Origin of the sequence: Kitasatospora sp. NBC_01266, from assembly GCF_036242395.1 — a bacterium.
GTDB lineage: Bacteria > Actinomycetota > Actinomycetes > Streptomycetales > Streptomycetaceae > Kitasatospora.
The window spans coordinates 6,264,663-6,291,163 of record NZ_CP108458.1; the positions used below are offsets into that span (position 1 = coordinate 6,264,663).

At 70.0% G+C, this 26,501-nt stretch carries 15 protein-coding genes, 3 rRNA genes and 3 pseudogenes; 16 read left to right on the forward strand and 5 right to left on the reverse strand.

The window, feature by feature from the left end; genetic code table 11:
- Nucleotides 1-30 precede the first annotated feature (30 nt).
- The 6 genes and pseudogenes from tyrS to OG403_RS27225 all read left to right on the forward strand — a co-directional run bounded on the left by tyrS (nt 31) and on the right by OG403_RS27225 (nt 9,808).
- Entirely contained in the window at nt 31-1,293 is a 1,263-nt protein-coding gene (gene tyrS / locus OG403_RS27200; protein WP_329572594.1) for a tyrosine--tRNA ligase, read from the forward strand.
- A 624-nt stretch (nt 1,294-1,917) separates the two neighbouring features.
- Nucleotides 1,918-3,439 (forward strand): 16S ribosomal RNA (locus OG403_RS27205).
- Nucleotides 3,440-3,712: 273 nt separating this feature from the next.
- Nucleotides 3,713-6,831: ribosomal RNA gene (locus tag OG403_RS27210) — 23S ribosomal RNA — on the forward strand.
- Between the two features lie 136 nt (nt 6,832-6,967).
- A 5S ribosomal RNA gene (rrf, locus tag OG403_RS27215) occupies nt 6,968-7,084 on the forward strand.
- The 16S, 23S and 5S rRNA genes sit together here, the layout of an rRNA operon.
- Before the next feature lie 231 nt (nt 7,085-7,315).
- Nucleotides 7,316-8,809, forward strand: a pseudogene (locus tag OG403_RS36760) (hypothetical protein); the annotation flags it as partial.
- A 36-nt stretch (nt 8,810-8,845) separates the two neighbouring features.
- Nucleotides 8,846-9,808 (forward strand): hypothetical protein, encoded by a 963-nt coding sequence (locus OG403_RS27225; RefSeq protein WP_329572596.1) that lies wholly within the window; start codon nt 8,846-8,848, stop codon nt 9,806-9,808.
- Between the two features lie 79 nt (nt 9,809-9,887).
- Here OG403_RS27225 and OG403_RS27230 read toward each other — a convergent pair whose 3' ends face one another.
- Entirely contained in the window at nt 9,888-11,270 is a 1,383-nt protein-coding gene (locus tag OG403_RS27230; protein ID WP_329568811.1) for a DUF1015 domain-containing protein, read from the reverse strand.
- A gap of 385 nt (nt 11,271-11,655) precedes the next feature.
- On the opposite strand from OG403_RS27230, the gene OG403_RS27235 reads away from it, so the two are divergent.
- Nucleotides 11,656-12,207 carry a tetratricopeptide repeat protein gene (locus tag OG403_RS27235; protein WP_329568813.1) on the forward strand — a complete coding sequence of 184 codons (552 nt, stop codon included), beginning with the start codon at nt 11,656-11,658 and terminating at the stop codon, nt 12,205-12,207.
- Nucleotides 12,204-13,238 carry an HAD-IIA family hydrolase gene (locus OG403_RS27240; RefSeq protein WP_329568815.1) on the forward strand — a complete coding sequence of 345 codons (1,035 nt, stop codon included), beginning with the start codon at nt 12,204-12,206 and terminating at the stop codon, nt 13,236-13,238. Before OG403_RS27235 ends, OG403_RS27240 begins: the two co-directional genes overlap by 4 nt.
- Before the next feature lie 31 nt (nt 13,239-13,269).
- Here the strand turns inward: OG403_RS27240 and OG403_RS27245 are convergent, their stop codons facing one another.
- On the reverse strand, nt 13,270-13,617 hold the full coding sequence (locus OG403_RS27245; protein ID WP_329568817.1) for a sterol-binding protein: 348 nt from the start codon (nt 13,615-13,617) through the stop codon (nt 13,270-13,272).
- Between the two features lie 145 nt (nt 13,618-13,762).
- On the opposite strand from OG403_RS27245, the gene OG403_RS27250 reads away from it, so the two are divergent.
- The 4 genes from OG403_RS27250 to OG403_RS27265 all read left to right on the forward strand — a co-directional run bounded on the left by OG403_RS27250 (nt 13,763) and on the right by OG403_RS27265 (nt 16,674).
- Nucleotides 13,763-14,623: a hypothetical protein gene (locus OG403_RS27250; RefSeq protein ID WP_329568819.1), complete on the forward strand. Its 861-nt coding sequence runs from the start codon at nt 13,763-13,765 to the stop codon at nt 14,621-14,623.
- A complete protein-coding gene (locus tag OG403_RS27255; protein ID WP_329568821.1) occupies nt 14,616-14,846 on the forward strand; it encodes a hypothetical protein in 231 nt (76 codons plus the stop codon). The genes OG403_RS27250 and OG403_RS27255 overlap by 8 nt, the downstream gene beginning before the upstream one ends.
- Nucleotides 14,847-14,866: 20 nt before the next feature.
- Entirely contained in the window at nt 14,867-15,673 is an 807-nt protein-coding gene (locus tag OG403_RS27260) for a TlyA family RNA methyltransferase (RefSeq protein WP_329572598.1), read from the forward strand.
- 101 nt (nt 15,674-15,774) lie between these two features.
- Nucleotides 15,775-16,674, forward strand: coding sequence for an NAD kinase (locus tag OG403_RS27265; RefSeq protein WP_329568823.1), 900 nt, complete (start codon nt 15,775-15,777; stop codon nt 16,672-16,674).
- A gap of 7 nt (nt 16,675-16,681) precedes the next feature.
- On the opposite strand, the gene yczR is transcribed toward OG403_RS27265, so the two are convergent.
- Nucleotides 16,682-18,178 (reverse strand): MocR-like transcription factor YczR, encoded by a 1,497-nt coding sequence (gene yczR / locus OG403_RS27270; protein WP_329568825.1) that lies wholly within the window; start codon nt 18,176-18,178, stop codon nt 16,682-16,684.
- 151 nt (nt 18,179-18,329) lie between these two features.
- On the opposite strand from yczR, the gene yczE reads away from it, so the two are divergent.
- From yczE to OG403_RS27285, 3 genes are all read left to right on the forward strand, one after another.
- Complete coding sequence (gene yczE, locus OG403_RS27275; protein ID WP_329568827.1) at nt 18,330-19,058, forward strand: membrane protein YczE; 729 nt, start codon at nt 18,330-18,332, stop codon at nt 19,056-19,058.
- A 22-nt stretch (nt 19,059-19,080) separates the two neighbouring features.
- On the forward strand, nt 19,081-20,814 hold the full coding sequence (gene recN / locus OG403_RS27280; protein WP_329572600.1) for a DNA repair protein RecN: 1,734 nt from the start codon (nt 19,081-19,083) through the stop codon (nt 20,812-20,814).
- Between the two features lie 89 nt (nt 20,815-20,903).
- The gene (locus tag OG403_RS27285) at nt 20,904-22,037 is read left to right on the forward strand and encodes a glycosyltransferase family 4 protein (RefSeq protein ID WP_329568829.1); all 1,134 of its coding nucleotides are present in this window, start codon (nt 20,904-20,906) and stop codon (nt 22,035-22,037) included.
- A 27-nt stretch (nt 22,038-22,064) separates the two neighbouring features.
- On the opposite strand, the pseudogene OG403_RS27290 reads toward OG403_RS27285, so the two are convergent.
- Both OG403_RS27290 and OG403_RS27295 read right to left on the reverse strand, forming a co-directional pair.
- A pseudogene (locus OG403_RS27290) lies at nt 22,065-23,765 on the reverse strand (glycoside hydrolase family 15 protein); the annotation flags it as partial.
- Between the two features lie 129 nt (nt 23,766-23,894).
- Nucleotides 23,895-24,092: pseudogene (locus OG403_RS27295) on the reverse strand (trehalase-like domain-containing protein); the annotation flags it as partial.
- Nucleotides 24,093-24,786: 694 nt separating this feature from the next.
- Here OG403_RS27295 and OG403_RS27300 point away from each other — a divergent pair.
- Nucleotides 24,787-26,421 (forward strand): CTP synthase, encoded by a 1,635-nt coding sequence (locus OG403_RS27300; protein ID WP_329568831.1) that lies wholly within the window; start codon nt 24,787-24,789, stop codon nt 26,419-26,421.
- Nucleotides 26,422-26,501 lie beyond the last annotated feature (80 nt).

A 26,501-nucleotide genomic window follows, 5' to 3' on the forward strand; every position in this document is an offset into this window, starting at 1 on the left:
GACCCGGCCCGACCGAGGAGAAGCGTGACCGTGACGGACATCGTCGACGAGCTGCGGTGGCGTGGGCTGATCGCCCTGTCCACCGACGAGGACGCATTGCGCAAGGCGTTCGCGGACGGCCCGGTCACCTTCTATTGCGGTTTCGACCCGACCGCGCCGAGCCTGCACCTCGGCAACCTGGTGCAGCTGCTCACCATGCGCCGGATCCAGAACGCCGGGAACTTCCCGCTCGGTCTGGTCGGCGGCGCGACGGGCCTGATCGGCGACCCCAAGCCGACCGCCGAGCGGGTGCTCAACGCCCCCGAGACGGTGGCCGGCTGGGTGGACCGGGTGCGCGGCCAGGTCGAGCGCTACCTCGACTTCGAGGGTGACTTCGCCGCCCGCATCGTCAACAACCTGGACTGGACCTCCGAGCTGTCCGCGATCAGCCTGCTGCGCGACATCGGCAAGTACTTCCGGGTCAACAGCATGATCGCCAAGGAGGCTGTCGCCCGGCGGCTCAACTCCGAGGCGGGCATCAGCTACACCGAGTTCAGCTACCAGATCCTGCAGGGCAACGACTTCCTGGAGCTCAACCGCCGCTACGGCTGCACCCTGCAGACCGGCGGCAGCGACCAGTGGGGCAACCTGACGGCCGGCAGCGAGCTGATCCGCAAGGCCGACGGCAAGTCCGTGCACGCGCTGGCCACCCCGCTGATCGTCAAGGCGGACGGCACCAAGTTCGGCAAGACGGAGAGCGGCACGATCTGGCTCGACCCCGAGCTCACCACGCCGTACGCCTTCTACCAGTTCTGGCTGAACGCGGACGACCGTGACGTCTCCAACTTCCTGAGGATCTTCAGCTTCCGCTCGAAGCAGGAGATCGAGGAACTGGAGCTGGCGACCACCGAGCGCCCGCAGGCCCGGCTCGCCCAGCGCGCGTTGGCCGAGGAGCTCACCACCCTGGTCCACGGCGCCGAGCAGCTCTCCCGGGTGGTCGCCGCCTCCAAGGCCCTGTTCGGCCAGGGCGACCTCGCCGACCTGGAGCCGGAGACGCTGGCCTCCGCCCTGAGCGAGGTGCCCAAGGCAACGGTGACGGAGCTGGCACCGATCGCCGACCTGCTGGTCGCGGTCGGCCTGGCCCCCAGCCGCTCGGCCGCCCGCCGCACGCTCAAGGAGGGCGGGGCGTACCTCAACAACACCAAGGTGGCCGACGAGGACGCCGTGCCGACGGTGGCCGATGTGCTGCACGGTCGCTGGCTGGTGCTCCGCCGCGGGAAGCGGAATCTCGCCGCCGTTGAGCTCGAAAGCTGATCCTCCGTCACCTGAGGAGGTGCTGGAAGCAGATCAGGTGGCTTGAAACGCACGCTACTTGAGCTGCGAGAACCGTCATGAGGGGCCAGATCCAGTCAGATCTGGCCCCTCAGTGTTTGACGCGACCGCCTGACTGGCCTAATGTAGACCGAGTCGCCTGAACCGGACGGACGCAAGGGGCAGCCGAAAGGCCGGCCCGAACCCGTTCGGAGCGACCATCACATTTACTGATTTACAGCCTCGCTTAATCCTCTCGGAATTTGTGTGGTCCGGACCATGTCCGGAAATACGGTAGAGTGGCGGTCGCCGCAGAAAAGGCGGACCTGGCCAGCCAGGAAGTCGGAAAAGGCACTGAGCCGGATCTGATAAGCTGGAAACACGAAAGAACGAAGCGCCCGGAGAGCTTGCGAGAGCGGCTTGAAGGAAGCGTCCGTTCCTTGAGAACTCAACAGCGTGCCAAAAGTCAACGCCAGATATGTTGACATCCCCGGCCTCGATCGTTTGATCGGGGTTGGAGATTCCTTTTGAAGTAAAACACTAGCGAGGACGCAGTGCACGAGGTCACCCTATTCCGGTGGTTGTCGTGCCGCTCAACGCGGGTGTCGACCCGATTACGGGAAAACATTCACGGAGAGTTTGATCCTGGCTCAGGACGAACGCTGGCGGCGTGCTTAACACATGCAAGTCGAACGGTGAAGCCCTTCGGGGTGGATCAGTGGCGAACGGGTGAGTAACACGTGGGCAATCTGCCCTGCACTCTGGGACAAGCCCTGGAAACGGGGTCTAATACCGGATATGACCTTCCTCCGCATGGGGGTTGGTGTAAAGCTCCGGCGGTGCAGGATGAGCCCGCGGCCTATCAGCTTGTTGGTGGGGTAATGGCCTACCAAGGCGACGACGGGTAGCCGGCCTGAGAGGGCGACCGGCCACACTGGGACTGAGACACGGCCCAGACTCCTACGGGAGGCAGCAGTGGGGAATATTGCACAATGGGCGAAAGCCTGATGCAGCGACGCCGCGTGAGGGATGACGGCCTTCGGGTTGTAAACCTCTTTCAGCAGGGAAGAAGCGCAAGTGACGGTACCTGCAGAAGAAGCACCGGCTAACTACGTGCCAGCAGCCGCGGTAATACGTAGGGTGCGAGCGTTGTCCGGAATTATTGGGCGTAAAGAGCTCGTAGGCGGCCTGTCGCGTCGGATGTGAAAGCCCGGGGCTTAACCCCGGGTCTGCATTCGATACGGGCAGGCTAGAGTGTGGTAGGGGAGATCGGAATTCCTGGTGTAGCGGTGAAATGCGCAGATATCAGGAGGAACACCGGTGGCGAAGGCGGATCTCTGGGCCATTACTGACGCTGAGGAGCGAAAGCGTGGGGAGCGAACAGGATTAGATACCCTGGTAGTCCACGCCGTAAACGTTGGGAACTAGGTGTTGGCGACATTCCACGTCGTCGGTGCCGCAGCTAACGCATTAAGTTCCCCGCCTGGGGAGTACGGCCGCAAGGCTAAAACTCAAAGGAATTGACGGGGGCCCGCACAAGCAGCGGAGCATGTGGCTTAATTCGACGCAACGCGAAGAACCTTACCAAGGCTTGACATATACCGGAAACGTTCAGAGATGGGCGCCCCCTTGTGGTCGGTATACAGGTGGTGCATGGTTGTCGTCAGCTCGTGTCGTGAGATGTTGGGTTAAGTCCCGCAACGAGCGCAACCCTTGTTCTGTGTTGCCAGCATGCCTTTCGGGGTGATGGGGACTCACAGGAGACTGCCGGGGTCAACTCGGAGGAAGGTGGGGACGACGTCAAATCATCATGCCCCTTATGTCTTGGGCTGCACACGTGCTACAATGGTCGGTACAAAGGGCTGCGATACCGTGAGGTGGAGCGAATCCCAAAAAGCCGGCCTCAGTTCGGATTGGGGTCTGCAACTCGACCCCATGAAGTTGGAGTTGCTAGTAATCGCAGATCAGCATGCTGCGGTGAATACGTTCCCGGGCCTTGTACACACCGCCCGTCACGTCACGAAAGTCGGTAACACCCGAAGCCGGTGGCCTAACCCTTGGGAGGGAGCCGTCGAAGGTGGGACCAGCGATTGGGACGAAGTCGTAACAAGGTAGCCGTACCGGAAGGTGCGGCTGGATCACCTCCTTTCTAAGGAGCACATGGCCGGTTGCGAGCGAATGTCTCGCACGGTTGCTCATGGGTGGAACGTTGACTATTCGGCACACAGGGTTGGTTGTCTCCTAGTACTGCTTCGGCGTGGAACGGTTTCGGTTGATCTGGTGTGTCGGGCACGTTGTTGGGTCCTGAGGGAACGAGTAATCGTTGTCTCAGTGCCGGTCCCATGCGAGGCGCCCTGTTGGGGTGTTGAGGGTGGGTGTCTGGTCGTTGTTTGAGAACTGCACAGTGGACGCGAGCATCTGTGGCCAAGTTTTTAAGGGCGCACGGTGGATGCCTTGGCACCAGGAACCGATGAAGGACGTGGGAGGCCGCGATAGGCCCCGGGGAGCTGTCAACCGAGCTTTGATCCGGGGGTGTCCGAATGGGGAAACCCGGCAGTCGTCATGGGCTGTCACCCATACCTGAACACATAGGGTATGTGGAGGGAACGCGGGGAAGTGAAACATCTCAGTACCCGCAGGAAGAGAAAACAACCGTGATTCCGGGAGTAGTGGCGAGCGAAACCGGATGAGGCTAAACCGGAGTGGTGTGAGACCCGGCAGGGGTTGCCATTTCGGGGTCGTGGGAAAGTTCTTCAGTCGTCTGCCGGCGGCTGGGTGAGTCAGAAACCGTTGGTGTAGTCGAAGGACATGCGAAAGGTCCGGCGTAGAGGGTAAGACCCCCGTAGACGAAACATTAGCGGCTCACTTGAGCTTCTCCCAAGTAGCACGGAGCCCGAGAAATTCCGTGTGAATCTGGCGGGACCACCCGCTAAGCCTAAATATTCCCTGGTGACCGATAGCGGATAGTACCGTGAGGGAATGGTGAAAAGTACCGCGGGAGCGGAGTGAAATAGTACCTGAAACCGTGTGCCTACAAGCCGTGGGAGCGTCGTTCGTCAGCTTGCTGGCGGGCCGTGACTGCGTGCCTTTTGAAGAATGAGCCTGCGAGTTTGCGGTGTGTAGCGAGGTTAACCCGTGTGGGGTAGCCGTAGCGAAAGCGAGTCCGAATAGGGCGTTTGAGTTGCATGCCCAAGACCCGAAGCGGAGTGATCTAGCCATGGGCAGGTTGAAGCGCGGGTAAGACCGCGTGGAGGACCGAACCCACCAGGGTTGAAAACCTGGGGGATGACCTGTGGTTAGGGGTGAAAGGCCAATCAAACTCCGTGATAGCTGGTTCTCCCCGAAATGCATTTAGGTGCAGCGTCACGTGTTTCTTGCCGGAGGTAGAGCACTGGATAGGCGATGGGCCTCACCGGGTTACTGACCTTAGCCAAACTCCGAATGCCGGTAAGTGAGAGCGTGGCAGTGAGACTGTGGGGGATAAGCTCCATGGTCGAGAGGGAAACAGCCCAGAACACCGACTAAGGTCCCTAAGCGTGTGCTAAGTGGGAAAGGATGTGGAGTCGCAGAGACAACCAGGAGGTTGGCTTAGAAGCAGCCACCCTTGAAAGAGTGCGTAATAGCTCACTGGTCAAGTGATTCCGCGCCGACAATGTAGCGGGGCTCAAGCACACCACCGAAGTCGTGTCATTCACAGAATACGTCCAACGACGCTGTGGATGGGTAGGGGAGCGTCGTGTTCCGGGTGAAGCGGCCGAGGAATCGAGTCGTGGACGGGATACGAGTGAGAATGCAGGCATGAGTAGCGATACAAGAGTGGGAAACTCTTGCGCCGATTGACCAAGGGTTCCTGGGTCAAGCTGATCTGCCCAGGGTAAGTCGGGACCTAAGGCGAGGCCGACAGGCGTAGTCGATGGACAACGGGTTGATATTCCCGTACCCGCTTTGAAGCGCCAACGTCGAACCTCTGAATGCTAAAGCCGTGAAGCCGGCCCGGAGTCTTCGGACAAAGGGACGTGGTGGAGCCGCTGATCCAACAGGGTAGTAGGTGAGCGATGGGGTGACGCAGGAAGGTAGTCCAGCCCGGGCGGTGGTAGTCCCGGGGTAAGGGTGTAGGCCGAGTGATAGGCAAATCCGTCACTCATTAAGGCTGAGACCTGATGCCGAGCCGATTGTGGTGAAGTGGATGATCCTATGCTGTCGAGAAAAGCCTCTAGCGAGTTTCATGGCGGCCCGTACCCCAAACCGACTCAGGTGGTCAGGTAGAGAATACCGAGGCGTTCGGGTGAACTATGGTTAAGGAACTCGGCAAAATGCCCCCGTAACTTCGGGAGAAGGGGGCCATTCCTGGTGATGAGACTTGCTCTCTGAGCTGGGGGTGGCCGCAGAGACCAGCGAGAAGCGACTGTTTACTAAAAACACAGGTCCGTGCGAAGCCGTAAGGCGATGTATACGGACTGACGCCTGCCCGGTGCTGGAACGTTAAGGGGACCGGTTAGCTCTGATTCGTCAGGGCGAAGCTGAGAACTTAAGCGCCAGTAAACGGCGGTGGTAACTATAACCATCCTAAGGTAGCGAAATTCCTTGTCGGGTAAGTTCCGACCTGCACGAATGGCGTAACGACTTCTCGACTGTCTCAACCATAGGCCCGGTGAAATTGCATTACGAGTAAAGATGCTCGTTTCGCGCAGCAGGACGGAAAGACCCCGGGACCTTTACTATAGCTTGATATTGGTGTTCGGTTCGGCTTGTGTAGGATAGGTGGGAGACTTTGAAGCAGCAACGCCAGTTGTTGTGGAGTCGTCGTTGAAATACCACTCTGGTCGTGCTGGATGTCTAACCTGGGTCCGTGATCCGGATCAGGGACAGTGTCTGGTGGGTAGTTTAACTGGGGCGGTTGCCTCCTAAAGAGTAACGGAGGCGCCCAAAGGTTCCCTCAGCCTGGTTGGCAATCAGGTGTTGAGTGTAAGTGCACAAGGGAGCTTGACTGTGAGACCGACGGGTCGAGCAGGTGCGAAAGCAGGGACTAGTGATCCGGCGGTGGCTTGTGGAAGCGCCGTCGCTCAACGGATAAAAGGTACCCCGGGGATAACAGGCTGATCTTCCCCAAGAGTCCATATCGACGGGATGGTTTGGCACCTCGATGTCGGCTCGTCGCATCCTGGGGCTGGAGTAGGTCCCAAGGGTTGGGCTGTTCGCCCATTAAAGCGGTACGCGAGCTGGGTTTAGAACGTCGTGAGACAGTTCGGTCCCTATCCGCTGTGCGCGTAGGAGTGTTGAGAAGGGCTGTCCCTAGTACGAGAGGACCGGGACGGACGAACCTCTGGTGTGCCAGTTGTCCTGCCAAGGGCATGGCTGGTTGGCTACGTTCGGGAGGGATAACCGCTGAAAGCATCTAAGCGGGAAGCCTGCTTCGAGATGAGCACTCCCACCTCCTTGAGAGGGTAAGGCTCCCAGTAGACGACTGGGTTGATAGGCCGGATGTGGAAGCCTCGTAAGGGGTGGAGCTGACCGGTACTAATAGGCCGAGGGCTTGTCCTCAGACGCTCGCGTTCACTGTGTGGTTCCCGGGTAGCGAACAGCTATCGCCGGCGAACACTGAGTCGATTTTTTCGGCTCCACCAAAAAAGAAACACTTATCAACTGAAAAGTGTGTTCGCTGAATACCCGATAGGGTTTCGGTGGTCATAGCGTGAGGGAAACGCCCGGTTACATTCCGAACCCGGAAGCTAAGCCTCATAGCGCCGATGGTACTGCAGGGGGGACCCTGTGGGAGAGTAGGACGCCGCCGAACAATTCTTCAAGGCCGTGGCCCCAGCGATGAGCTGGGGCCACGGCCTTTTTTGTTTTCCGCGAACGACGAAGCTCCGCCCGCCCAGCTCTCTTCTGCTGCCCCAAGCGCGGGTCGGGTGCTGATGCTTGACAATGAAGATGGTGCCTGGCCTACGGCCGGCACTCTGCCGCAGCGGGTGTACGCGATGCCCGACCCGCGGCGCAGCTGATGATGTAGACAGGAGTCACCGCGATGTCGAACCCGCCCCAGGACCGCCCCGATCGTCGATCGGACGATGGTCGAGGCCATGAGCCCCGCTCGCGCGGCGGTTGGTCGAACGACCGTGGCCCGCGCCGGGATGACCGCGGTGACCGTCCGTCCTACGGCGACCGTGACCGTGGCGGCGACCGTGGTGGCCGTCCCTCGTACGGCGACCGCGACCGTCCGTCCGGTGGCGACCGCGGTGGGTACCGCGGTGGCGACCGCCCGTCGTACGGCGACCGTCCGTCCGGTGGTGACCGTGGTGGCCGTCCCTCGTACGGTGACCGTCCGTCCGGTGGTGACCGTGGTGGTCGTCCGTCCTACGGTGACCGCCCCTCGGGTGGTGACCGTGGTGGTCGTCCGTCCTACGGTGACCGCCCCTCGGGTGGCGACCGTGGTGGCTTCCGCCGTGACGACCGTCCATCCTATGGCGACCGTCCGTCCGGTGGTGACCGTGGTGGCCGTCCCTCGTATGGTGACCGTCCGTCCGGTGGTGACCGTGGTGGTCGTCCCTCGTACGGTGACCGCCCCTCGGGTGGTGACCGTGGTGGTCGTCCGTCCTACGGTGACCGCCCCTCGGGTGGCGACCGTGGTGGCTTCCGCCGCGACGACCGTCCCTCGTACGGTGACCGTCCCTCCGGCGGCGACCGTGGCGGCCGTCCCTCGTACGGCGACCGTCCTTCCGGTGGCGACCGTGGCGGCTTCCGTCGCGACGACCGTCCCTCGTACGGTGACCGTCCCTCCGGCGGCGACCGTGGCGGCCGTCCGTCCTACGGTGACCGCCCCTCGGGTGGCGACCGTGGTGGCTTCCGCCGCGACGACCGTCCGTCCGGTGGTGACCGTGGCGGTCGTCCCTCGTACGGTGACCGCCCCTCCTACGGTGACCGTGATCGTGGTGGCGACCGTGGCGGGTTCCGCCGCGACGACCGTCCGTCGTACGGTGACCGTCCGTCCGGTGGTGACCGTGGTGGTCGTCCGTCGTACGGTGACCGTCCCTCGGGTGGTGACCGTGGCGGGTTCCGTCGCGACGACCGCCCCTCCTACGGCGACCGTGACCGTGGTGGTGACCGTGGTGGCCGTCCGTCCTACGGTGACCGTCCCTCCGGCGGCGACCGCCCCTCCGGCGGCTTCCGCCGTGACGAGCGCCCCTCGTACGGTGACCGTGACCGTCCGTCCGGTGGCGACCGTGGCGGGTTCCGCCGTGACGACCGTCCGTCGTACGGTGACCGTCCGTCCGGTGGTGACCGTGGTGGTCGTCCCTCGTACGGTGACCGTCCTTCGGGTGGTGACCGTGGCGGGTTCCGTCGCGACGACCGCCCCTCCTACGGCGACCGTGACCGTGGTGGCGACCGTGGCGGCCGTCCGTCCTACGGCGACCGTCCCTCCGGCGGCGACCGTGGCGGGTTCCGCCGTGACGGTGGCCGGCCGTCCGGTGGCGGCGACCGGGGTGGCCGCTACGAGGGCCGTCGGGACGACCGCGACCGCGGTGGCTACGACGACCGTCGCGGCACCCAGGAGCCGGTGCACCGGCTGGCGATCCCCGAGGACGTCACCGGGAACGAGATCGACGCGGATGTGCGCCAGGAGCTGAAGAGCCTGCCGAAGACGCTGGCCGATGACGTGGCGCGCAACCTGGTGATGGTCGCCCGGCTGCTCGACACCGAGCCGGAGGAGGCCTACAAGTACTCGCGGGTCGCGCTGCGGCTGGCCTCCCGGGTCGCGTCGGTCCGCGAGGCGGCGGGCTTCGCCTCCTACATGACCCAGCGGTACTCCGAGGCACTGACCGAGTTCCGCGCCTCGCGCCGGATGACCGGCCGGGCCGACCTGTGGCCGGTGATGGCCGACTGCGAGCGCGGTCTGGGCCGTCCGGAGCGGGCGCTGGCGATGGCCGGTGAGCCCGAGGTGAAGCAGCTGGACAAGGCGGGCCAGGTCGAGATGCGTCTGGTCGCGGCCGGTGCCCGTGCCGACCTGGGTCAGTTCGACGCCGCCGTGGTCACCCTGCAGAGCCCGGAGCTGGCCTCCAACGCCGTCCACCCGTGGACCGCCCGCCTGCGCTACGCGTACGCCGAGGCGCTGATCGCGGCCGACCGGGCAGACGAGGCGCGTGACTGGTTCGCCAAGTCCGCCGATGCCGACCCGGAGGGCACCACCAACGCCTCCGAGCGGCTCGCCGAGATCGACGGGCTGGAGTTCGTCGACGCGCTCGACCCGGAGGTCGACGAGGAGGACGAGCGCGAGCGCGAGCTCGCCGAGGACGAGGCTGAGGACGAGGCGGCGTTCGAGGACGAGGCCGAGTTCGAGGACGAGGAGAAGCGTCCGGCGCGCCACGGCTCCCGCCTGGCCCAGGACGAGGGCGAGACCCAGGTCATCTTCGAGGACGACGAGGACGTCGCGGAGTACTACGACGAGGACGACCTGGAGATGGAAGAGGCCGATGAGGCCGAGATCGCCTGCGCGATGCGCGAGCGGGACGAGCGCGACTGACCCAGTCGCCAGGCGCGACCACTGAACGAGGGAGGAGGCTCCCGCCCACCAGGGCGGGAGCCTCCTCCCTCGTCTGCGTTCAGCCCAGTTCCAGGCTCCGCAGCACCAGGCCGCTGGCCGGCTTGGGACCGAAGGAGGTGGACTTGCGCGGCATGGTGACCCCCTGCTCGGCGAGCCGGCGGACCACGCCCTCGTCGACCGGGTGCAGCAGCACGGCGGTGCCGCCGCTGCGAGCGGCCTCGCGCTCGGCGGCCACGGCCGCGTGCAGGTAGCCGATGTCGTCGGGGCCGTCGGGGACCTGCCAGACGTGCTCCAGCAGGGTGGTGTGCAGCACCGTGGCGTCCAGGTGCCGCCACTCCTCGGGCTTGTCCTTGGCCACCGTGGTGTTGAGCAGCGCCTCGTCGGGCCCGGTGAGCAGGTGGTAGACCGAGTCGCCGCCGGTCAGCACGAAGGCGTTGTCTCCCCGCTGCTTGGCCGCCGCGAGCGCGGTCAGCGCGTCGTCGAGGTCGCCGCTGAGTTCGCTGAGCTGCCAGCCGTCCTCGGCGCCGCTGCGGAGCGCGTCGAGGGCCTGGCACGGCGGGAGGCGGTAGAGCACCCGGTGGATGGCCCGCACCCGCAGCGGGTAGCGCGCGGTGTCGACCAGCAGCACCATGCCGCGGTCCCACGGGCTGAGCGGCAGATGACGGTGCTCGCGCTGCAGCCGCAGGTACATCTCCCAGCGGTGGTGGCCGTCGGCGATCAGCGCCCGGCAGGTGGCCAGGTCGCGGGAGACCTCGCCCAGTTCGGCGGGGTCGGTGACGGCCCACAGGCGGTGCCGGGTGCCGTCCGAGGTGGTGGTGGTGAGCAGCGGCTCGCCCGTCACGGTCCGTTCGATCACGGCGGCGGCCGGGCCCTTGCCCCGGTAGGTGAGCAGCAGCGGTTCGAGGTTGGCCCGGGTGGTGCGCATCAGGCCGACCCGGTCGGCGACCGGGCGCGGCATCACGTCCTCGTGCGGCAGCACCACCGCGCCTTCTCTGCCGCTGACCGCGAGCGCGCCGATCAGGCCGCGCTGCAGCAGCTCGCCGCTCGGGCTGTCGGCGGCGGTGCGCTGCTCGTAGACGTAGAGCGCGGGCTGCGGATCGGGGGCCAGCACGCCCTCGCGCAGCCAGCTGTCCAGCAGCCGGGCGGCGTGGCGGTAGCGGGTGTCCCGGTCGGCGCGCTCGCCGGTGTCCTCCGGCTCGGGGCGCGGCAGGATCAGCCGGACCACGTTGTGCGGGTCGGCGGTCTCCAGGCTGAGCCGGCGATGCGGGTCCACCACGTCGTAGGGCGGGGAGGTGACGGCGGCGAGGGTGCCGACCCGTTCGGGGACGTACCGCAAGCCGCGGAAGGGCGACAGGGCCAGCCCGGCCGTGGCGACGTGCCCGGGGTCGCCGGGGCCGCTCGGCGGAGGCGTCGCGCCGCTTCCCGCGCTGGGTGCACTCATCAGATCTCTCCCGTCGGGCTCCGGACCGGGTAGGCCGGAGAGGAATGGGTCGTCGGATCATCGGACCGGGACATGGAGCGTGGGGCGTTGGACAGCAGGTCGTGCGGGGGTGGTGCACGCCGTGCTCGGCGCCTTGGGAGTTGACAGCTTAGTTTCCGTGGCCCGGCCAGCGGGTGGCCCGAGGGTTGCCGGGAGCGGAAAGAGGTGTTGCGCTCCGTACTTCGGTCTCTTCGCCAAGCGGTGGTGGAGATCAAACCTGGGAAAGGTATCGGGGACCGAGATTGTTCCGATATCTCGCGGGCGCCGTGCGGTCGGCGCGGCCCGTGACAAGGCGATCAGACGATCACAGGCGATGAGGCACGGACGAGCGAAGCGAGGTTCGGGCATGAGTGGTGGACAGGGGCCGGCTGCCGGCGGGGCGGGCGAGGGCCCGGCGACCGGCGGCGGTGACGGGGCGCCGCTGGGCGACGTGTACGAGTGGTTCCGGCGCGGGGAGCGGCTGCTGGCCGATGGGCATCCGGCGGCGGCCGAGCAGTTGCTGGCCTGGGCGGCGGTGGCCGAGCCGGACTCCAAGAGCATCCGGGAGATGCTGGCCAGAGCGCAGTTCGACGCCGGCTCCTACGCGGCGGCGGTGCAGAACTTCCGGGCGGTGGCGCAGGCCGATCCGTCCGACGACTACGCTCAGTTCGGCTGGGGGATCGCGGCTGCCCGGCTCGGCGACTTCGAGACCTCGGCCGAGCACCTGGCGCTCGCGGTGGCGATGCGGCCGCAGGCCGAGCACTACCGGGCGGCACTGCGCCAGACCCGGGCCACCCTGGCGGCTCGGGCGGGCAAGTGGGGGCCGCCGCTGCCGGGCGCGCCCGGTTACCGGCCGCCGCTGCAGCGCACCGACGAGCAGCGGACCGACGAGTCGAACGATGGGGAAGATCAGGCATGACGGACACGCAGCTCCCGGGTCACAGCGACCAGCCGCTGACGGCGGCGTACGACACCGCACTGCTCGACCTCGACGGTGTGGTCTACGCCGGCCCGGGTGCCATCGCGCACGCGGTGGAGTCGCTGGACGCGGCCCGCGAGGCCGGGATGCGGCTCGCGTACGTCACCAACAACGCCTCCCGGCCGCCCCGGGCGGTCGCCGCGCACCTCACCGAGCTGGGGGTGCCGGCCGAGCCGACCGACGTGATCAACTCCGCGCAGGCAGCCGCCCGGCTGCTCGCGGACCAGCTGCCGGAAGGCTCGAAGGTGCTGGTCATCGGCGGGGCCGGGCTGGTCGAGGCACTGGCCGAGCGCGGGCTGGTGGCGGTGGACGCACTGGCCGACGGGCCGGCGGCGGTGGTGCAGGGCTTCGACCCCTCGGTGGGCTGGGAGCGGCTGGCCGAGGCCTCCTACGCGGTGGCGAGCGGGCTGCCCTGGGTCGCGTCCAATACCGATATGTCGATTCCGACCGCACGCGGGGTCGCCCCGGGCAACGGGACGCTGGTGGCCGCCGTCCGGGCCGCGACCGGGGCCGAGCCGCAGGTGGCGGGCAAGCCGCAGCCGCCGATGCACCGCGAGACGGTGCTGCGGACGGGGGCGAAGCGACCGCTGGTGGTCGGCGACCGGCTGGACACCGACATCGAGGGCGCCCACAACGGCGGGGTGGACAGCCTGCTGGTCTTCACCGGCGTGGCCACCCCCGCCCAGTTGCTCGCCGCGCCGCTCCAGCACCGCCCGACCTACCTGGCGGCCGACCTGCGCGGGCTGCTGGAGCCGCACCCGGCGGTGAACCCTCGAGCGGACGGTGGCTTCGAGTGCCGTGGCCGGTGGGCCGCCGTGCTGGACGGCGAGCTGCGGGTCGGTGGCGCGGGTGATGCCCAGGGGGACGGCTACGACGGTCTGCGGGCGCTGTGCGCGCTGGCCTGGGCGGAGCTGGACCGCAGCGGGGAGCCGGTGGACGGGCGCAAGGCGCTGGCCGAACTCGGCTTCTGAGCCTGGGTGCGCCGGCCGGGTCAGAGCCGGGTCAGAGCAGGGTGCGCAGCCGGAGCAGGTCGCGGAAGCCCGCCTCCAGCCTGACCCGGCCGCCGGCCCAGGCACTGGCGAAGTTCAGCCGGCCGCCCACCAGGGCGACCAGGTCGTCACTGGCCATGGTGAGCCGGATCGCGGCCTTCTCGGCCGGCGCCCCGGGCGTGTGCTCGAGGTCCTCGATCCGGCCGCCGCGCAGGGTGCCGGTGAAGGTCAGGTCCAGATCGGTCAGCCAGCAGCTGAGCGAGCGGTCCACCGAGGCCGCCTCGCGGACGTTCCCGTTCGCCTGTGCCAGGTTCCGGCTGAGCCGCTCCAGCGCGGTGCGGCACTCCTCGGTGTCGGCCATGTCCTCGCCCTCCGGGGTCAGGGGGTGTTCGGGCCACGGTACCGGGTATGCCCGCTGCGCCGGACGCCCATGCTGCCGTGCACCGGTGGGTGGACGCGGTAGCGTCTTTTCCGGGCAGTGGACGGCGTGGAGGAGGCACCGGGAGATGCGGCAGTTGCTTCGGGGATACGTGGAGTTGGCCGCCGGGATCGCGGAGATGGCCGGTAAACGGGTGCTGGGCACGGCGGCGGAGCTGCTGGAACGGGCCGGGGTGGACCTGGCGGCGGCCGAGCGCACGGTGACGGGACAGCTCCCGTCCGCCGTGCAGCAGCTGGAGACCCTAGTCCAGGAGGCCGTGACGGTCGGCCGTGGCGGCGTGGACCTGGCGGTCGGCCTGGCCAGGGCGGAGGCCGAGAAGGCGGTCGAACGGGTCGGCAAGCTCGGGGACCAGGTGGTGAAGGTCGGCGTGGTGCTCGCCTACCTGGAGGGCAAGCTGCGCGACGTCGAGGGCGGCGAGCCGGCCGGGTTCGATGAGCCGCACCAGAAGTCGGGCGGGTCGGCGTCCAGCGGCGGATCGGCGTCCGCCGGCGGCCGGGCCGAGGGGCTGTTCGCTGCCGACTGGGAGCCGGCGCAGGACTGGCCCGCACCGCAGGAGGGCGCGGGCTGGGCGACCGACCCGCAGGACGCGCCGCCGGTGGTGAAGCGGGCTGCCGCGCCGCGGAAGGCGGCGGCGAAGAAGGCGGCCGCCGAGTCGACCGAGGCGACGACCCCGGCGAAGAAGTCGGCGGCGCGGAAGACGGCGGCGAAGAAGACGGTCACCGCGAAGAAGTCGGCCACCGCCAAGCAACCCGCCACCGCGAAGCAACCCGCCACCGCGAAGAAGCCGGCTGCCACGAAGCCGGCCGCCACGAAGAAGCCGGCCGCCGCCAAGAAGCCGGTCACTGCGAAGAAGGCACCGGCGAAGAAGGCCGCGACGAAGCGGACGGCCCCGGCCCCCGAGACCCGGGCGGGCGACGCCGATGAGTGAGGCCCCCGCCGAGGAGACCGCGGAGCCCGCACTCGCGCGCCTGTGGGAGCCCGAACCCGAGCCGCTCGGCGTGCTGTTCGATCCCACCGGCCACCCCGAGGTGGACGCCGCCCTGGAGCGGCTGGCCGAGCTCGACGGGGTGCCCGTCACGGCGCACGCGGCCGTGTACGAAAATGTTCAGCAGACCCTCAGCAGCACCCTCACCACCCTCGATGACAGCTAGGAGCTGAACCACCCGTGGCAGTGGCACGACGCCGACTCGACGCAGAGCTGGTCCGCCGCAATCTGGCCCGTTCACGCGAGCACGCCAGCGAGCTGATCGCGGCCGGTCGGGTGAGCGTCGGCGGCGCCACCGCGACCAAGCCCGCCACCCAGGTGGAGACCTCCGCGGCCGTGGTGGTCGCCAAGGACGAGAACGACCCCGACTACGTCTCGCGCGGCGGCCACAAGCTGGCCGGCGCGTTCGCCGCCTTCGTGCCGCAGGGCCTGGTGGTCGAGGGCCGCCGGGCGCTGGACGCGGGCGCGTCCACCGGCGGCTTCACCGACGTGCTGCTGCGGTCCGGCGCCGCCCACGTGCTGGCCGTCGACGTCGGCTACGGCCAGCTCGCCTGGTCGCTGCAGAGCGACGAGCGGGTGACCGTGATGGACCGCACCAACGTGCGCGAGCTGACCCCGGAGCTGATCGGCGGCGAGCGGGTCGACCTGGTGGTCGGCGACCTCTCCTTCATCTCGCTCGGCCTGGTGCTGCCGGCGCTGGCCTCCTGTGCGGCGCCGGACGCCGACCTGGTGCTGATGGTCAAGCCGCAGTTCGAGATCGGCAAGGAGCGCCTGGGCAGCGGCGGCGTGGTCCGCAGCCCGCAGCTGCGGGTCGAGATGGTCCGTCAGGTGGCCGGACAGGCTTGGGAGTTGGGCCTGGGTGTGCGTGCGGTGACGGCCAGCCCGCTGCCCGGGCCGTCCGGTAATGTTGAGTACTTCTTGTGGCTGCGGCGTGACGCACCGCAGCTCGATCCGGCCGAGGCGGACCGGGCCGTCGCGGAGGGGCCCCGCTAGGCTGCCGGGACAGGTGCGTCGGGGCCGGCGCCGCGGCAGCGGGGGGAACCGCGCAGGGGCGCCCATCGCCGGATCCGTCGACGTGACGTAGGGAGAGGGAATTGAACGACGTACGTACGGTCTTCCTGATCGCGCACACCGGTCGGGAGGCCGCGCTGCGCAGCGTCGAGCAGTTGGTCGAGGGCCTGCTGAAGGCGGGGATCAGGATCAGACTGCTGGCCGCCGAGGCGGTCGACCTCGACCTGCCCGACGGAGTGGAGACCGTGCAGGCGGGCCACGGCGCGGCGGACGGCTGCGAGCTGATCCTGGTGGCGGGCGGCGACGGCACGCTGCTGCGCGGCGCCGAGCTGTCCAGGGACACCGGGCTGCCGATGCTGGGCATCAACCTGGGCCGGGTCGGCTTCCTGGCCGAGGCCGAGCGCGACGACCTGGCCGTGGTGGTCGAGCGGGTGGTGGACGGCGCGTACGAGGTCGAGGAGCGGATGACCCTCGACGTGCTGGTCCGCACCAACGGCGATGTGGTGCACGAGGACTGGGCGCTGAACGAGGCCTCGGTGGAGAAGGCGTCCCGGGAGCGGATGCTGGAGGTGGTCACCGAGGTGGACGGCCGCCCGGTCTCCAACTTCGGCTGCGACGGGGTGGTGCTCTCCACCCCGACCGGTTCCACCGCCTACGCCTTCTCCGGCGGCGGCCCGGTGGTCTGGCCGGAGGTGGAGGCGCTGCTGATGGTGCCGATCAGCGCGCACGCGCTGTTCGCCCGTCCGCTGGTGACCTCGCCGAACTCGGTGCTCGCGGTGGAGGTGCAGCCCAAGACGCCGCACGGGGTGCTCTGGTGCGACGGGCGGCGCTCCTTCGAGCTGCCGGCCGGCGCCCGGGTGGAGGTCCGGCGCGGGCAGGTCCCGGTCCGGCTCGCCCGGCTGCACCAGGCGCCGTTCACCGACCGCCTGGTGGCCAAGTTCGCACTCCCGGTGACGGGTTGGCGGGGCCGCTCGAACTGCTGACGGCTCGTCAGACGGTCGGCGTCTCCACCGGCGGGGCGCCGTGCCACTCCCGCCCGGCCGCCTCGACCGCCGCCGCCAACCGCTGGGCGGTCTCGGCGGCGGCCGTGGCGGGGCCGGTCAGCGGGAGCCGGACGAAGGCCTCGAAGGCGCCGTCCACGCCGAACCGGGAACCCGGCGCGATCCGCAGCCCGACCTGCTCGCCGGCCCGGGAGAGTGCCGCGCCGGACAGGCCCGCGGTGTCGATCCAGAGCGTCATGCCGCCGATCGGCTCGGCGAACCGCCACTGCGGCAGCCGCTCGCGCAGCGCCGGTAGCAGCGCCGCCGCGCTCTCGCGCAGCTGGGCCAGCCGGTGGTCGCGGACTTCGGCGCAGCGCTCGCCGATCAGGGCCGCGCAGATCAGCTGGTCCAGCACCGGGGTGCCGGAGTCGGCGTGGATCCGGTTGGCGGCCAGCTGCCGGACCAGCGCGGGCGCGGCCCGGATCCAGCCGACCCGCAGGCCGCCCCAGATCAGCTTGCTGGCCGAGCCCACGGTGACCACCTGCGCCGCCCGGTCCAGCGCGGCCATCGGCCGGGGCAGCCGGTCGGTGCCCCAGGCCAGCTCCGCCATCGTCTCGTCGGCCAGCACCGTCGTCCCGGCGGTGCGCGCGGCGGCCAGCAGCTCGCGGCGCTGCTCCTCGTCGATCAGCGCGCCGGTCGGATTGTGGAAGTCGGGGATCAGGTAGGCCAGTCGCGGGTTCGCCCCGCGCAGCACCTGGCGCCAGTCGTCCAGGTCCCAGCACGGCAGCTGCTCGGGCCCCTCGGGCCGGTGCTGCGGGACCGGCACCAGCCGGGTCTCGCCCTGCCGCAGCGCCCGCAGCACGTGCGGGTAGCTCGGCGACTCGACGGCCACCCGGTCGCCGCGCCGCAGCAGCTCGCGCCGCAGCAGGTCCAGCGCGCTCATCGCGCCGGTGGTGATCAGGATCTGGTCGGGGGTGGTGGGCAGGCCGCGCTCGGTGAACCGCTGGGCCAGCACCTCGCGCAGCACCGGGACACCGGTCGGATAGCTGCCGTGGCCGGCGGTGTAGGCGGGCAGCTGCTCCACCGCGCGGGCCGCGGCCTCGACGAGCAGCGGCTGCGGGGCGGCCGGTGAGGCGGCGCCCAGGTCGATCACCTGTCCGTGGGAGTCGGGCGGCAGCGGGAAGAGCGCGTCGGCGGGCGGCGCGCTGCCGGCCGGCAGCGCCGTCCAGCTGCCCGAGCCGCGCCGGCTGTGCAGGTAGCCCTCGGCGCGCAGGGTCTCGTAGGCGGTGGCGATGGTGGTCCGGCTCAACTCCAGGGTGGTGGCCAGCTCACGTTCGGCGGGCAGCCGGGTGCCGACCGGCAGCCGACCCTCGCTGATCAGCCGGCGGACCTGGTCGGCCAGCACCCGGTAGGCGGGTCGGCGCCGGTCGGCGGCCTGCGGCGCGCGGGTGGCACGCAGCAACCGGGCCAGCGCGGGCGGGGTGATGGTGCTCTGCCAGTCATGCACGCGGATCAGTCCACCTGAGTCGAATTGGACCTGCACAGCAGGCAAGTGGACTTCTCATCATGGCAGAGCGGCCTGCTCCACGGCAGTGGCCGGCGCGCCACCAGGTGCGGCGTACCACCAGCCGCGACGTACCACCAGCAAGGAGTCCTCGATGGCGATCCTCGTCCTGCCCCGCGACACCGCAGCCCTCGGCCGGCGGCTGCCCCAGCTCCTGGGCGGCCTGCTGCTCTACGGCATCAGCATGGGCCTGGCCTACCGGGCCGGGCTCGGCCAGTCGCCGTGGGGCGTCTTCCACCAGGGGGTGGCCGCCCGGCTGGGGCTGAGCATCGGCACCGTCGTCAACCTGACGGGCCTGGCCGTGCTGCTGCTCTGGATCCCGCTGCGCCAGCGCCCGGGCCTGGGCACCATCGGCAACGTGCTGGTGCTGGGCGTCGCGATGGACGGCACCGACGCCCTGCTGCCCGCCCAGCACGGCCTGCCGTCGCAGCTCGCGCTGCTGGTCGCCGGCATCCTGCTCAACGGACTGGCCACCGGCCTCTACATCGGCGCCCGGCTCGGCCCGGGGCCCCGCGACGGCCTGATGACCGGCCTGCACCAGCGCACCGGCCGCTCGGTGCGCCTGCTGCGCACCGGGCTGGAGCTGACGGTGCTGCTGGTCGGCGTGCTGCTCGGCGGCCGGGCGGGGGTGGGGACGGTCGCCTACGCACTGGCGATCGGCCCGCTCACGCAGTTCTTCCTGCGCTGGTGCACGGTCGCTCCCGGCCCGGCGGCGCCCACCCCTTCGCCCGGTCGTACCCCAGTCGCTCCGGGAGGCCCGGAAGGAATGAACTTCGGGCCCGGGGGCCCTGGCTCGTCGCGCGCCGGGGCCGGGGTCTCGTAAGGTCGTCTCCGTGTTGGACGAGATGCGGATACGGGATCTTGGTGTCATCGACGACGCGGTGGTGGAGCTGGCACCCGGCTTCACCGTCGTGACCGGTGAGACCGGCGCGGGCAAGACCATGGTGGTGACCAGCCTCGGCCTGCTGCTCGGCGGGCGGGCCGATCCCGCGCTGGTCCGCGGCGGCGCGGAGCGGGCCGTGGTGGAGGGCCGCCTCGACCTGCCCGCCGGCTCCCCGGCGGCGGTCCGCGCGCTGGAGGCGGGTGCCGAACTGGACGACGGCGCGCTGCTGATCAGCCGCACCGTCTCGGCCGAGGGCCGCTCGCGCGCGCACGTCGGCGGCCGGTCGGTCCCGGTGGGGCTGCTCGCCGAGCTGGGCGAGGACCTGATCGCGGTGCACGGCCAGAGCGACCAGCAGCGCCTGCTGCGTCCGGCCCGCCAGCGCGGCGCGCTGGACCGCTACGCGGGCGAGGCGCTGGCCGAACCGCTGGCCCGCTACCGGGCCTGCTACCGGCGGCTGCGCGAGGTCTGCGGCACGCTCGCCGAACTGACCACCCAGGCCAGGGAGCGGGCGCAGGAGGCCGACCTGCTGCGCTTCGGCCTGGAGGAGGTGGCCGCCGCCGAACCGGTGGCCGGCGAGGAGACCGAGCTGGCCGCCGAGGCCGAGCGGCTCGGTCACGCCGACGCGCTCTCCTCGGCCGCCGTGCTCGCGCACGCGGCGCTGGCCGGTGACCCGGCCGACCCGGACTCGCTGGACGCGGGCACCCTGCTCGGTCAGGCCCGCCGGGCGCTGGACGGCGTGCGCGGCCACGACGAGCGCCTGGCCACCCTGGCCGACCGCCTCGCCGAGGTCGGCTACCTGTTCGCCGACGTGGCCGGTGACCTCGCGATGTACGCCGACGACCTGGACGCCGACCCGGTGCGGCTGGCCGCGGTCGAGGAGCGCCGGGCGGTGCTGGCCCAGCTGCTGCGCAAGTACGGCAGTGCCGAGGGCGGCACCGCCGAGGTGATCGCCTGGGCCGAGCAGGGCGCGCTGCGGCTGGCCGAACTCGACGGCGACGACGAGCGGATCGAGGAGCTGGCCGCCGAGGAGGCCGAGCTGCGCGGCGAACTCGCCGAGCTGGCCGCCGAGGTCTCGGCCGCCCGGCAGGCCGCCGCCGGCCGCTTCGCCGAGGCGGTCTCGGCCGAGCTGACGGAGCTCGCCATGCCGCACGCCAGGGTCACCTTCGAGCTGACCCGGATCGACGACCCGGACGGCCTGGAGCTGGACGGCCGCACCGTCGGCTACGGCTCGCACGGCGTGGACGAGGTCGAGGTGCTGCTCGCCCCGCACCCGGGCGCCGCACCGCGCCCGATCGCCAAGGGCGCCTCCGGCGGTGAACTCTCCCGGGTGATGCTCGCCGTCGAGGTGGTCTTCGCCGCCTCCGACCCGGTGCCCACCTATCTCTTCGACGAGGTGGACGCGGGTGTCGGCGGCAAGGCGGCCGTCGAGATCGGCCGTCGGCTGGCCAAACTGGCCCGCAGTGCCCAGGTCGTGGTGGTCACCCACCTGCCGCAGGTCGCGGCCTTCGCCGACCGGCACCTGGTGGTCGAGAAGACCAACGACGGTACGGTCACCCGCAGTGGCGTCAAGACCCTCAGTGACGAGGAGCGGGTGCGCGAACTGTCCCGGATGCTGGCCGGACTGGAGGATTCCGAACTGGGCCGGGCGCACGCCGAGGAGTTGCTCGCCGCCGCCCGCGGGGCCGACCGGGCCTGAGCCCCGCCGTGGTGCCGACTGTCCAAGAGCCCTGGCGACCTGGCATGGTGGCGAAGGACCTTGGTTTTTCTAGGTGAGAGCGATACGACGTGGACCATTCCCCGGACCCGGGCCAGCTGCGCGTGGTGCTGGTGCTGTCCGCCGGCAGCGGCGGGATCGGCGCCCATGTGCGCTCGCTGGCCCAGGGCTTGACCGCGCACGGCGTCAAGGTGACGCTGTGCGCCCCCGCCGAGTCGGACGCGCTCTTCGGGTTCTCCCGCACCGGCGCGGTCTTCCACCCGGTGGAGATCGCCGCGACCTCGGGCGCCCGTAGCGACGCCACCGCGATCGGCGAGCTGCGCCGCGCCTTCACCGGCGCCGACCTGGTGCACGCGCACGGCCTGCGGGCCGGGCTGCTCGCCGACCTGGCGCTGCGCACCGCCGGGCGGCTGCCGGGGCTGCGCCCCGAGACGCCGCTGGTGGTGACCTCCCATCACGCCCTGCTGGCCACCGGCCTGGAGCGCCGGCTGCAGCGGCTGATGGAGCGCCGGGTGGCCCGCTCCGCCGACCTGGTGCTCGGCGCCTCCTCGGACCTGGTGGCCCGGGCCCGCGAGCTGGGCGCCACCGACGCCCGGCTCGGCCCGGTGGCCGCGCCGCCGCGCCCGCCGGCCGGCCTCGACCGGGCGGCGGCCCGCGCCGCGCTGCTCGGCCCGGACGAGCTGGACCGCCCGCTGCTGCTGGCGGTGGGCCGGCTGGTGCCGCACAAGGGTTTCGCCCAGCTGTTCGACGCCGCCCGGGAGTTCGACGACGCGCTGGTGCTGGTCGCCGGGGACGGCCCGCTCCACCAGGAGCTGGCCGAACGGGTGGCCGCCGAGCAGCTGCCGGTGCGACTGCTGGGGCACCGCACCGACGTGCCCGAGCTGCTGGCCGCCGCCGACCTGGTGGTGATCCCCAGCCGCTGGGAGGCCCGCTCGCCGGTCGCCCAGGAGGCGCTGCGGGCCGGCGTGCCGCTGGTGGCGACCGCGGTCGGCGGGATCCCCGAGCTGGTCGGCGACGCCGCCGTGCTGGTTCCCGGCGGCGACCCGGCAGGGCTGGCGGCGGCGGTGCGCGCGCTGCTGGCCGACCCCGAGCGCAGATCGGCGCTCGCCAAGGCGGGCCCCGTCCAGGCCGAGACCTGGCCGGACGAGGCCGCCACCGTGGCGCAGGTGCTCAGCACCTACGACGAGCTGGTCCAGCGCCGCTGAACCAGCGCCGGCGCGGTGGCACCCGGCTCAGGACCGGACGGGCTGCCGCCCCGGCTGCCGGGCGCCCTGCTCGGCGGCGGGCGGCTGCGGGGCGAGGTAGGCGGCGCCGCAGGTGGTCAGCCGCAGCGCGGTGTCGATCAGCGGCACGTGGCTGAAGGCCTGCGGGAAGTTGCCGACCTGGCGCTTGAGCCGCGGGTCCCACTCCTCGGCCAGCAGCCCGACGTCGTTGCGCAGCGCCAGCAGCTTCTCGAACAGCTCGCGCGCCTCGGCCACCCGCCCGATCATCGCCAGGTCGTCGGCCAGCCAGAACGAGCAGGCCAGGAACGCGCCCTCGTGGCCGGAGAGCCCGTCCACGTTCTCGCCGGACTCGTCGTGGGTCGGGTAGCGCAGCACGAAGCCGTCCTCGGTGGACAGTTCGCGCTGGATCGCCTCGATGGTGCCGATCACCCGCTTGTCGTCCGGCGGCAGGAAGCCGACCTGCGGGATCAGCAGCAGCGAGGCGTCCAGCTCGGTGCCGCCGTAGTACTGGGTGAAGGTGTTGCGCTCGGGGTCGTAGCCCTTCTCGCAGACGTCCGCGTGGATCTCGTCGCGCAGCGCGCGCCAGCGGTCCAGCGGGCCCTCGGTCTCGGTCTGCTCGATCAGCTTGATGGTGCGGTCCACCGCGACCCAGGCCATCACCTTGGAGTGGACGAAGTGCCGGCGCGGCCCGCGCACCTCCCAGATCCCCTCGTCGGGGGCCTTCCAGTGCTCCTCCAGGTAGCTGATCAGGCGCAGCTGGAGCAGGTGGGCGTGGTCGTTGCGGGAGAGCCCGGTCATCTGGGCCAGGTAGAGCGCCTCGACCACCTCGCCGTAGACGTCCAGTTGGAGCTGGCCGGCCGCGCCGTTGCCGATCCGCACCGGCGCTGAACCCTCGTAGCCGGGCAGCCAGTCCAGGTGGCTCTCGTTCAGCTCGCGGCGGCCGGTGATGGTGTACATGATCTGCAGGTTCTCCGGGTCGCCGGCCACCGCCCGCAGCAGCCACTCGCGCCAGGCCCTGGCCTCCTCGCGGTAGCCGGTGCGCAGCAGCGAGGAGAGGGTGATCGCGGCGTCCCGCAGCCAGGTGTAGCGGTAGTCCCAGTTGCGCTCGCCGCCGATGTCCTCGGGCAGCGAGGTGGTGGGGGCGGCGACGATGCCGCCGGTGGGGGCGTAGGTGAGCGCCTTGAGGGTGATCAGCGAGCGGACCACGGCGTCCCGGTAGGGGCCCTGGTAGGTGCACTGGTTCACCCAGTCCACCCAGAACTCCTCGGTCAGCTCCAGCGAGCCCTCCGGGTCCGGGACGTCCGGCGGGGCCAGGTGGGAGCGCTGCCAGGTGAGCGCGAAGGTCACCCGCTCGCCGGCCGAGATGGTGAAGTCGGCGTAGGTGGTCAGGTCCCGTCCGTAGGTCTCGGCCTCGCCGTCCAGCCAGACCGAGTCCGGGCCGGCCACGGCGACCGTGCGGTGGCCGCCGCCGGCCTGCTCGACCCGGTGCACCCAGGGGACGATCTTGCCGTAGCTGAACCGCATCCGGAGCGCCGAGCGCATCCGGACCTGGCCGGTCAGGCCCTCCACGATCCGGATCATCTGCGGCACCGGCTGCTGGTCGCCCAGGTGCCGCGGCGGCATGAAGTCGATCACCCGCACGCTGCCGCGCGGGGTGTCCCACTCCTGCTCCAGGATCAGCGAGTCGCCCCGGTAGCTGCGCCGGTCGGCGGGTACCGCGGGTGCGGCGGCACTGCTCGGCACCACCTTCAGATCACCCGTATCGGTGAACGGGGCCCGCGGGGCCGGAGCAGTGGACAACGGTGCCGGCCGGCCCTGCTGTCCGTGCGGGTCGGCCGGGGCGGCCGGGCCGGTCGGCTCGGCCTCGGCGGGGCCGATCCGCCAGAAGCCGTGTTCATCGGTGCCCAGCAGGCCGGCGAAGACGGCAGGGGAGTCGAACCGGGGCAGGCAGAGCCAGTCCACCGCGCCATCTCTGCTGACCAGGGCCGCGGTCTGCATGTCCCCGATAAGTGCGTAGTCCTCGATACGGCCGGCCACGTGCTTCTCCAGTTCCGGTAGTGCTCGGCGGTCGCCGACGGGGGCGAGAGCGGATCCTGCGGGGCCGGGGGGTGACACGGTGCCAAGACCGGGCGCCGCTTCGGCCCGCTGGTGGCGGGGGCCGAACACGGGCCGCGCGGAACCACGGATGCGGGTTCCTGGCACTGGCGCTGGAATGAACTGGTGGAGCGGGGGAGTCCGGTCGCGCATCGGGGACGGAGAGGTGTCGTCCGGACCCCTCGTCCCTCGTTTGCTCTGCTGTCGGCGATGCGTCCGTGCAGGATACGACGCCGGGAGGGGGCTGGGCACCCGGAAACGATCAGGTACCGCCGTCTGCTGACGCTCAGCGCGTGAAAGTAGCCCGGCTGGGTGAGAACGGCAGTTGAACGGGGGATCCGGGGGTGATCATTCCGGGTCATCCCGCCCTGATCACCTCGATGGGGGAGCCGCCCGGCCGATCACCCGGGCGGGTCAGCGGCCGGGCTTGCGACCGCGTGCCACCCCGCTCGCTGATACCCTGGTATCCCGTGGACTGGTGGATCAACCGCCCCGGACCCGCTGACTGACGACCTCTGATTCCTGACGCGTCGTCACCCCCAGCGACCGCAATCCACCAGCGTCATCCTCGACCGCGACCCACGGGAGCCCCCTCTTGGCACAGCCCCATTCCGGCAAGACGGCGAACAGCCGTGCCGTGACGACCAAGCACCTCTTCGTCACCGGGGGTGTCGCCTCTTCACTCGGCAAGGGGCTCACCGCCTCCAGCCTCGGTGCCCTGCTCAAGGCCCGCGGCCTGCGGGTGACGATGCAGAAGCTCGACCCGTACCTGAACGTGGACCCGGGCACCATGAACCCGTTCCAGCACGGTGAGGTCTTCGTCACCGACGACGGTGCCGAGACCGACCTGGACATCGGCCACTACGAGCGGTTCCTGGACACCAACCTGCACGGCTCGGCCAACGTCACCACCGGCCAGGTCTACTCCACGGTGATCGCCAAGGAGCGCCGCGGCGAGTACCTGGGCGACACCGTCCAGGTGATCCCGCACATCACCAACGAGATCAAGTCCCGGATCCGCCGGATGGCGACCGAGGACGTCGACGTGGTGATCACCGAGGTCGGCGGCACCGTCGGCGACATCGAGTCGCTGCCGTTCCTGGAGGCCGTGCGCCAGGTGCGCCACGAGGTCGGCCGGGACAACGTCTTCTTCGTGCACGTCTCGCTGCTGCCCTACATCGGCCCCTCCGGCGAGCTGAAGACCAAGCCCACCCAGCACTCGGTGGCCGCGCTGCGCAACATCGGCATCCAGCCGGACGCCATCGTGCTGCGCGCCGACCGCGAGGTCCCGCAGGCCATCAAGCGCAAGATCTCGCTGATGTGCGACGTGGACGAGGAGGCCGTGGTCGCGGCCATCGACGCCAAGTCGATCTACGACATCCCCAAGGTGCTGCACGGTGAGGGCCTGGACGCCTACGTGGTGCGCCGGCTCGACCTGCCGTTCCGCGACGTGGACTGGACCACCTGGGACGACCTGCTGCGCCGGGTCCACGAGCCCCAGCACATCGTCAAGGTCGCGCTGGTCGGCAAGTACATCGACCTGCCCGACGCCTACCTCTCGGTCACCGAGGCGCTGCGGGCCGGCGGTTTCGCCAACAACGCCCGGGTCGAGATCAAGTGGGTCACCTCCGACGACTGCGAGACGCCCGAGGGCGCCCGTGAGCAGCTCGGCGACGTGGACGCGATCTGCATCCCCGGCGGTTTCGGCGACCGCGGCGTCACCGGCAAGGTGGCCGCGATCACCTACGCCCGGGAGAACAAGATCCCGCTGCTCGGCCTCTGCCTGGGCCTGCAGTGCGTGGTGATCGAGGCGGCCCGCAACCTGGCCGGCCTGCCCGACGCCAACTCCACCGAGTTCGAGCCGGCCGCCCAGCACCCGGTGATCTCCACCATGGCCGAGCAGTTGGCGATCGTCGGCGGCCAGGGCGACCTGGGCGGCACCATGCGGCTGGGCCTCTACCCGGCCAAGCTGGCCGAGGGCTCGATCGTCCGCGAGGTCTACGGCGGCGAGCAGTACGTCGACGAGCGCCACCGCCACCGCTACGAGGTCAACAACGCCTACCGGGCCGACCTGGAGAAGACCGGCCTGGTCTTCTCGGGCCTGTCCCCCAAGGGCGACCTGGTGGAGTATGTCGAGTACCCGCGCGAGGTGCACCCCTACCTGGTGGCCACCCAGGCGCACCCGGAGCTGAAGTCCCGCCCGACCCGCCCGCACCCGCTCTTCGCGGGCCTGGTGGCGGCGGCGATCAAGATCAAGACCGGCGCCGAGTAGCACCTGCCCCGGTTGCCGGTCGCTCCGGGACCGAGTCAACGCGCTGTTCTCCTGACGGCGGCCCCGCGGATCTCGCGGGG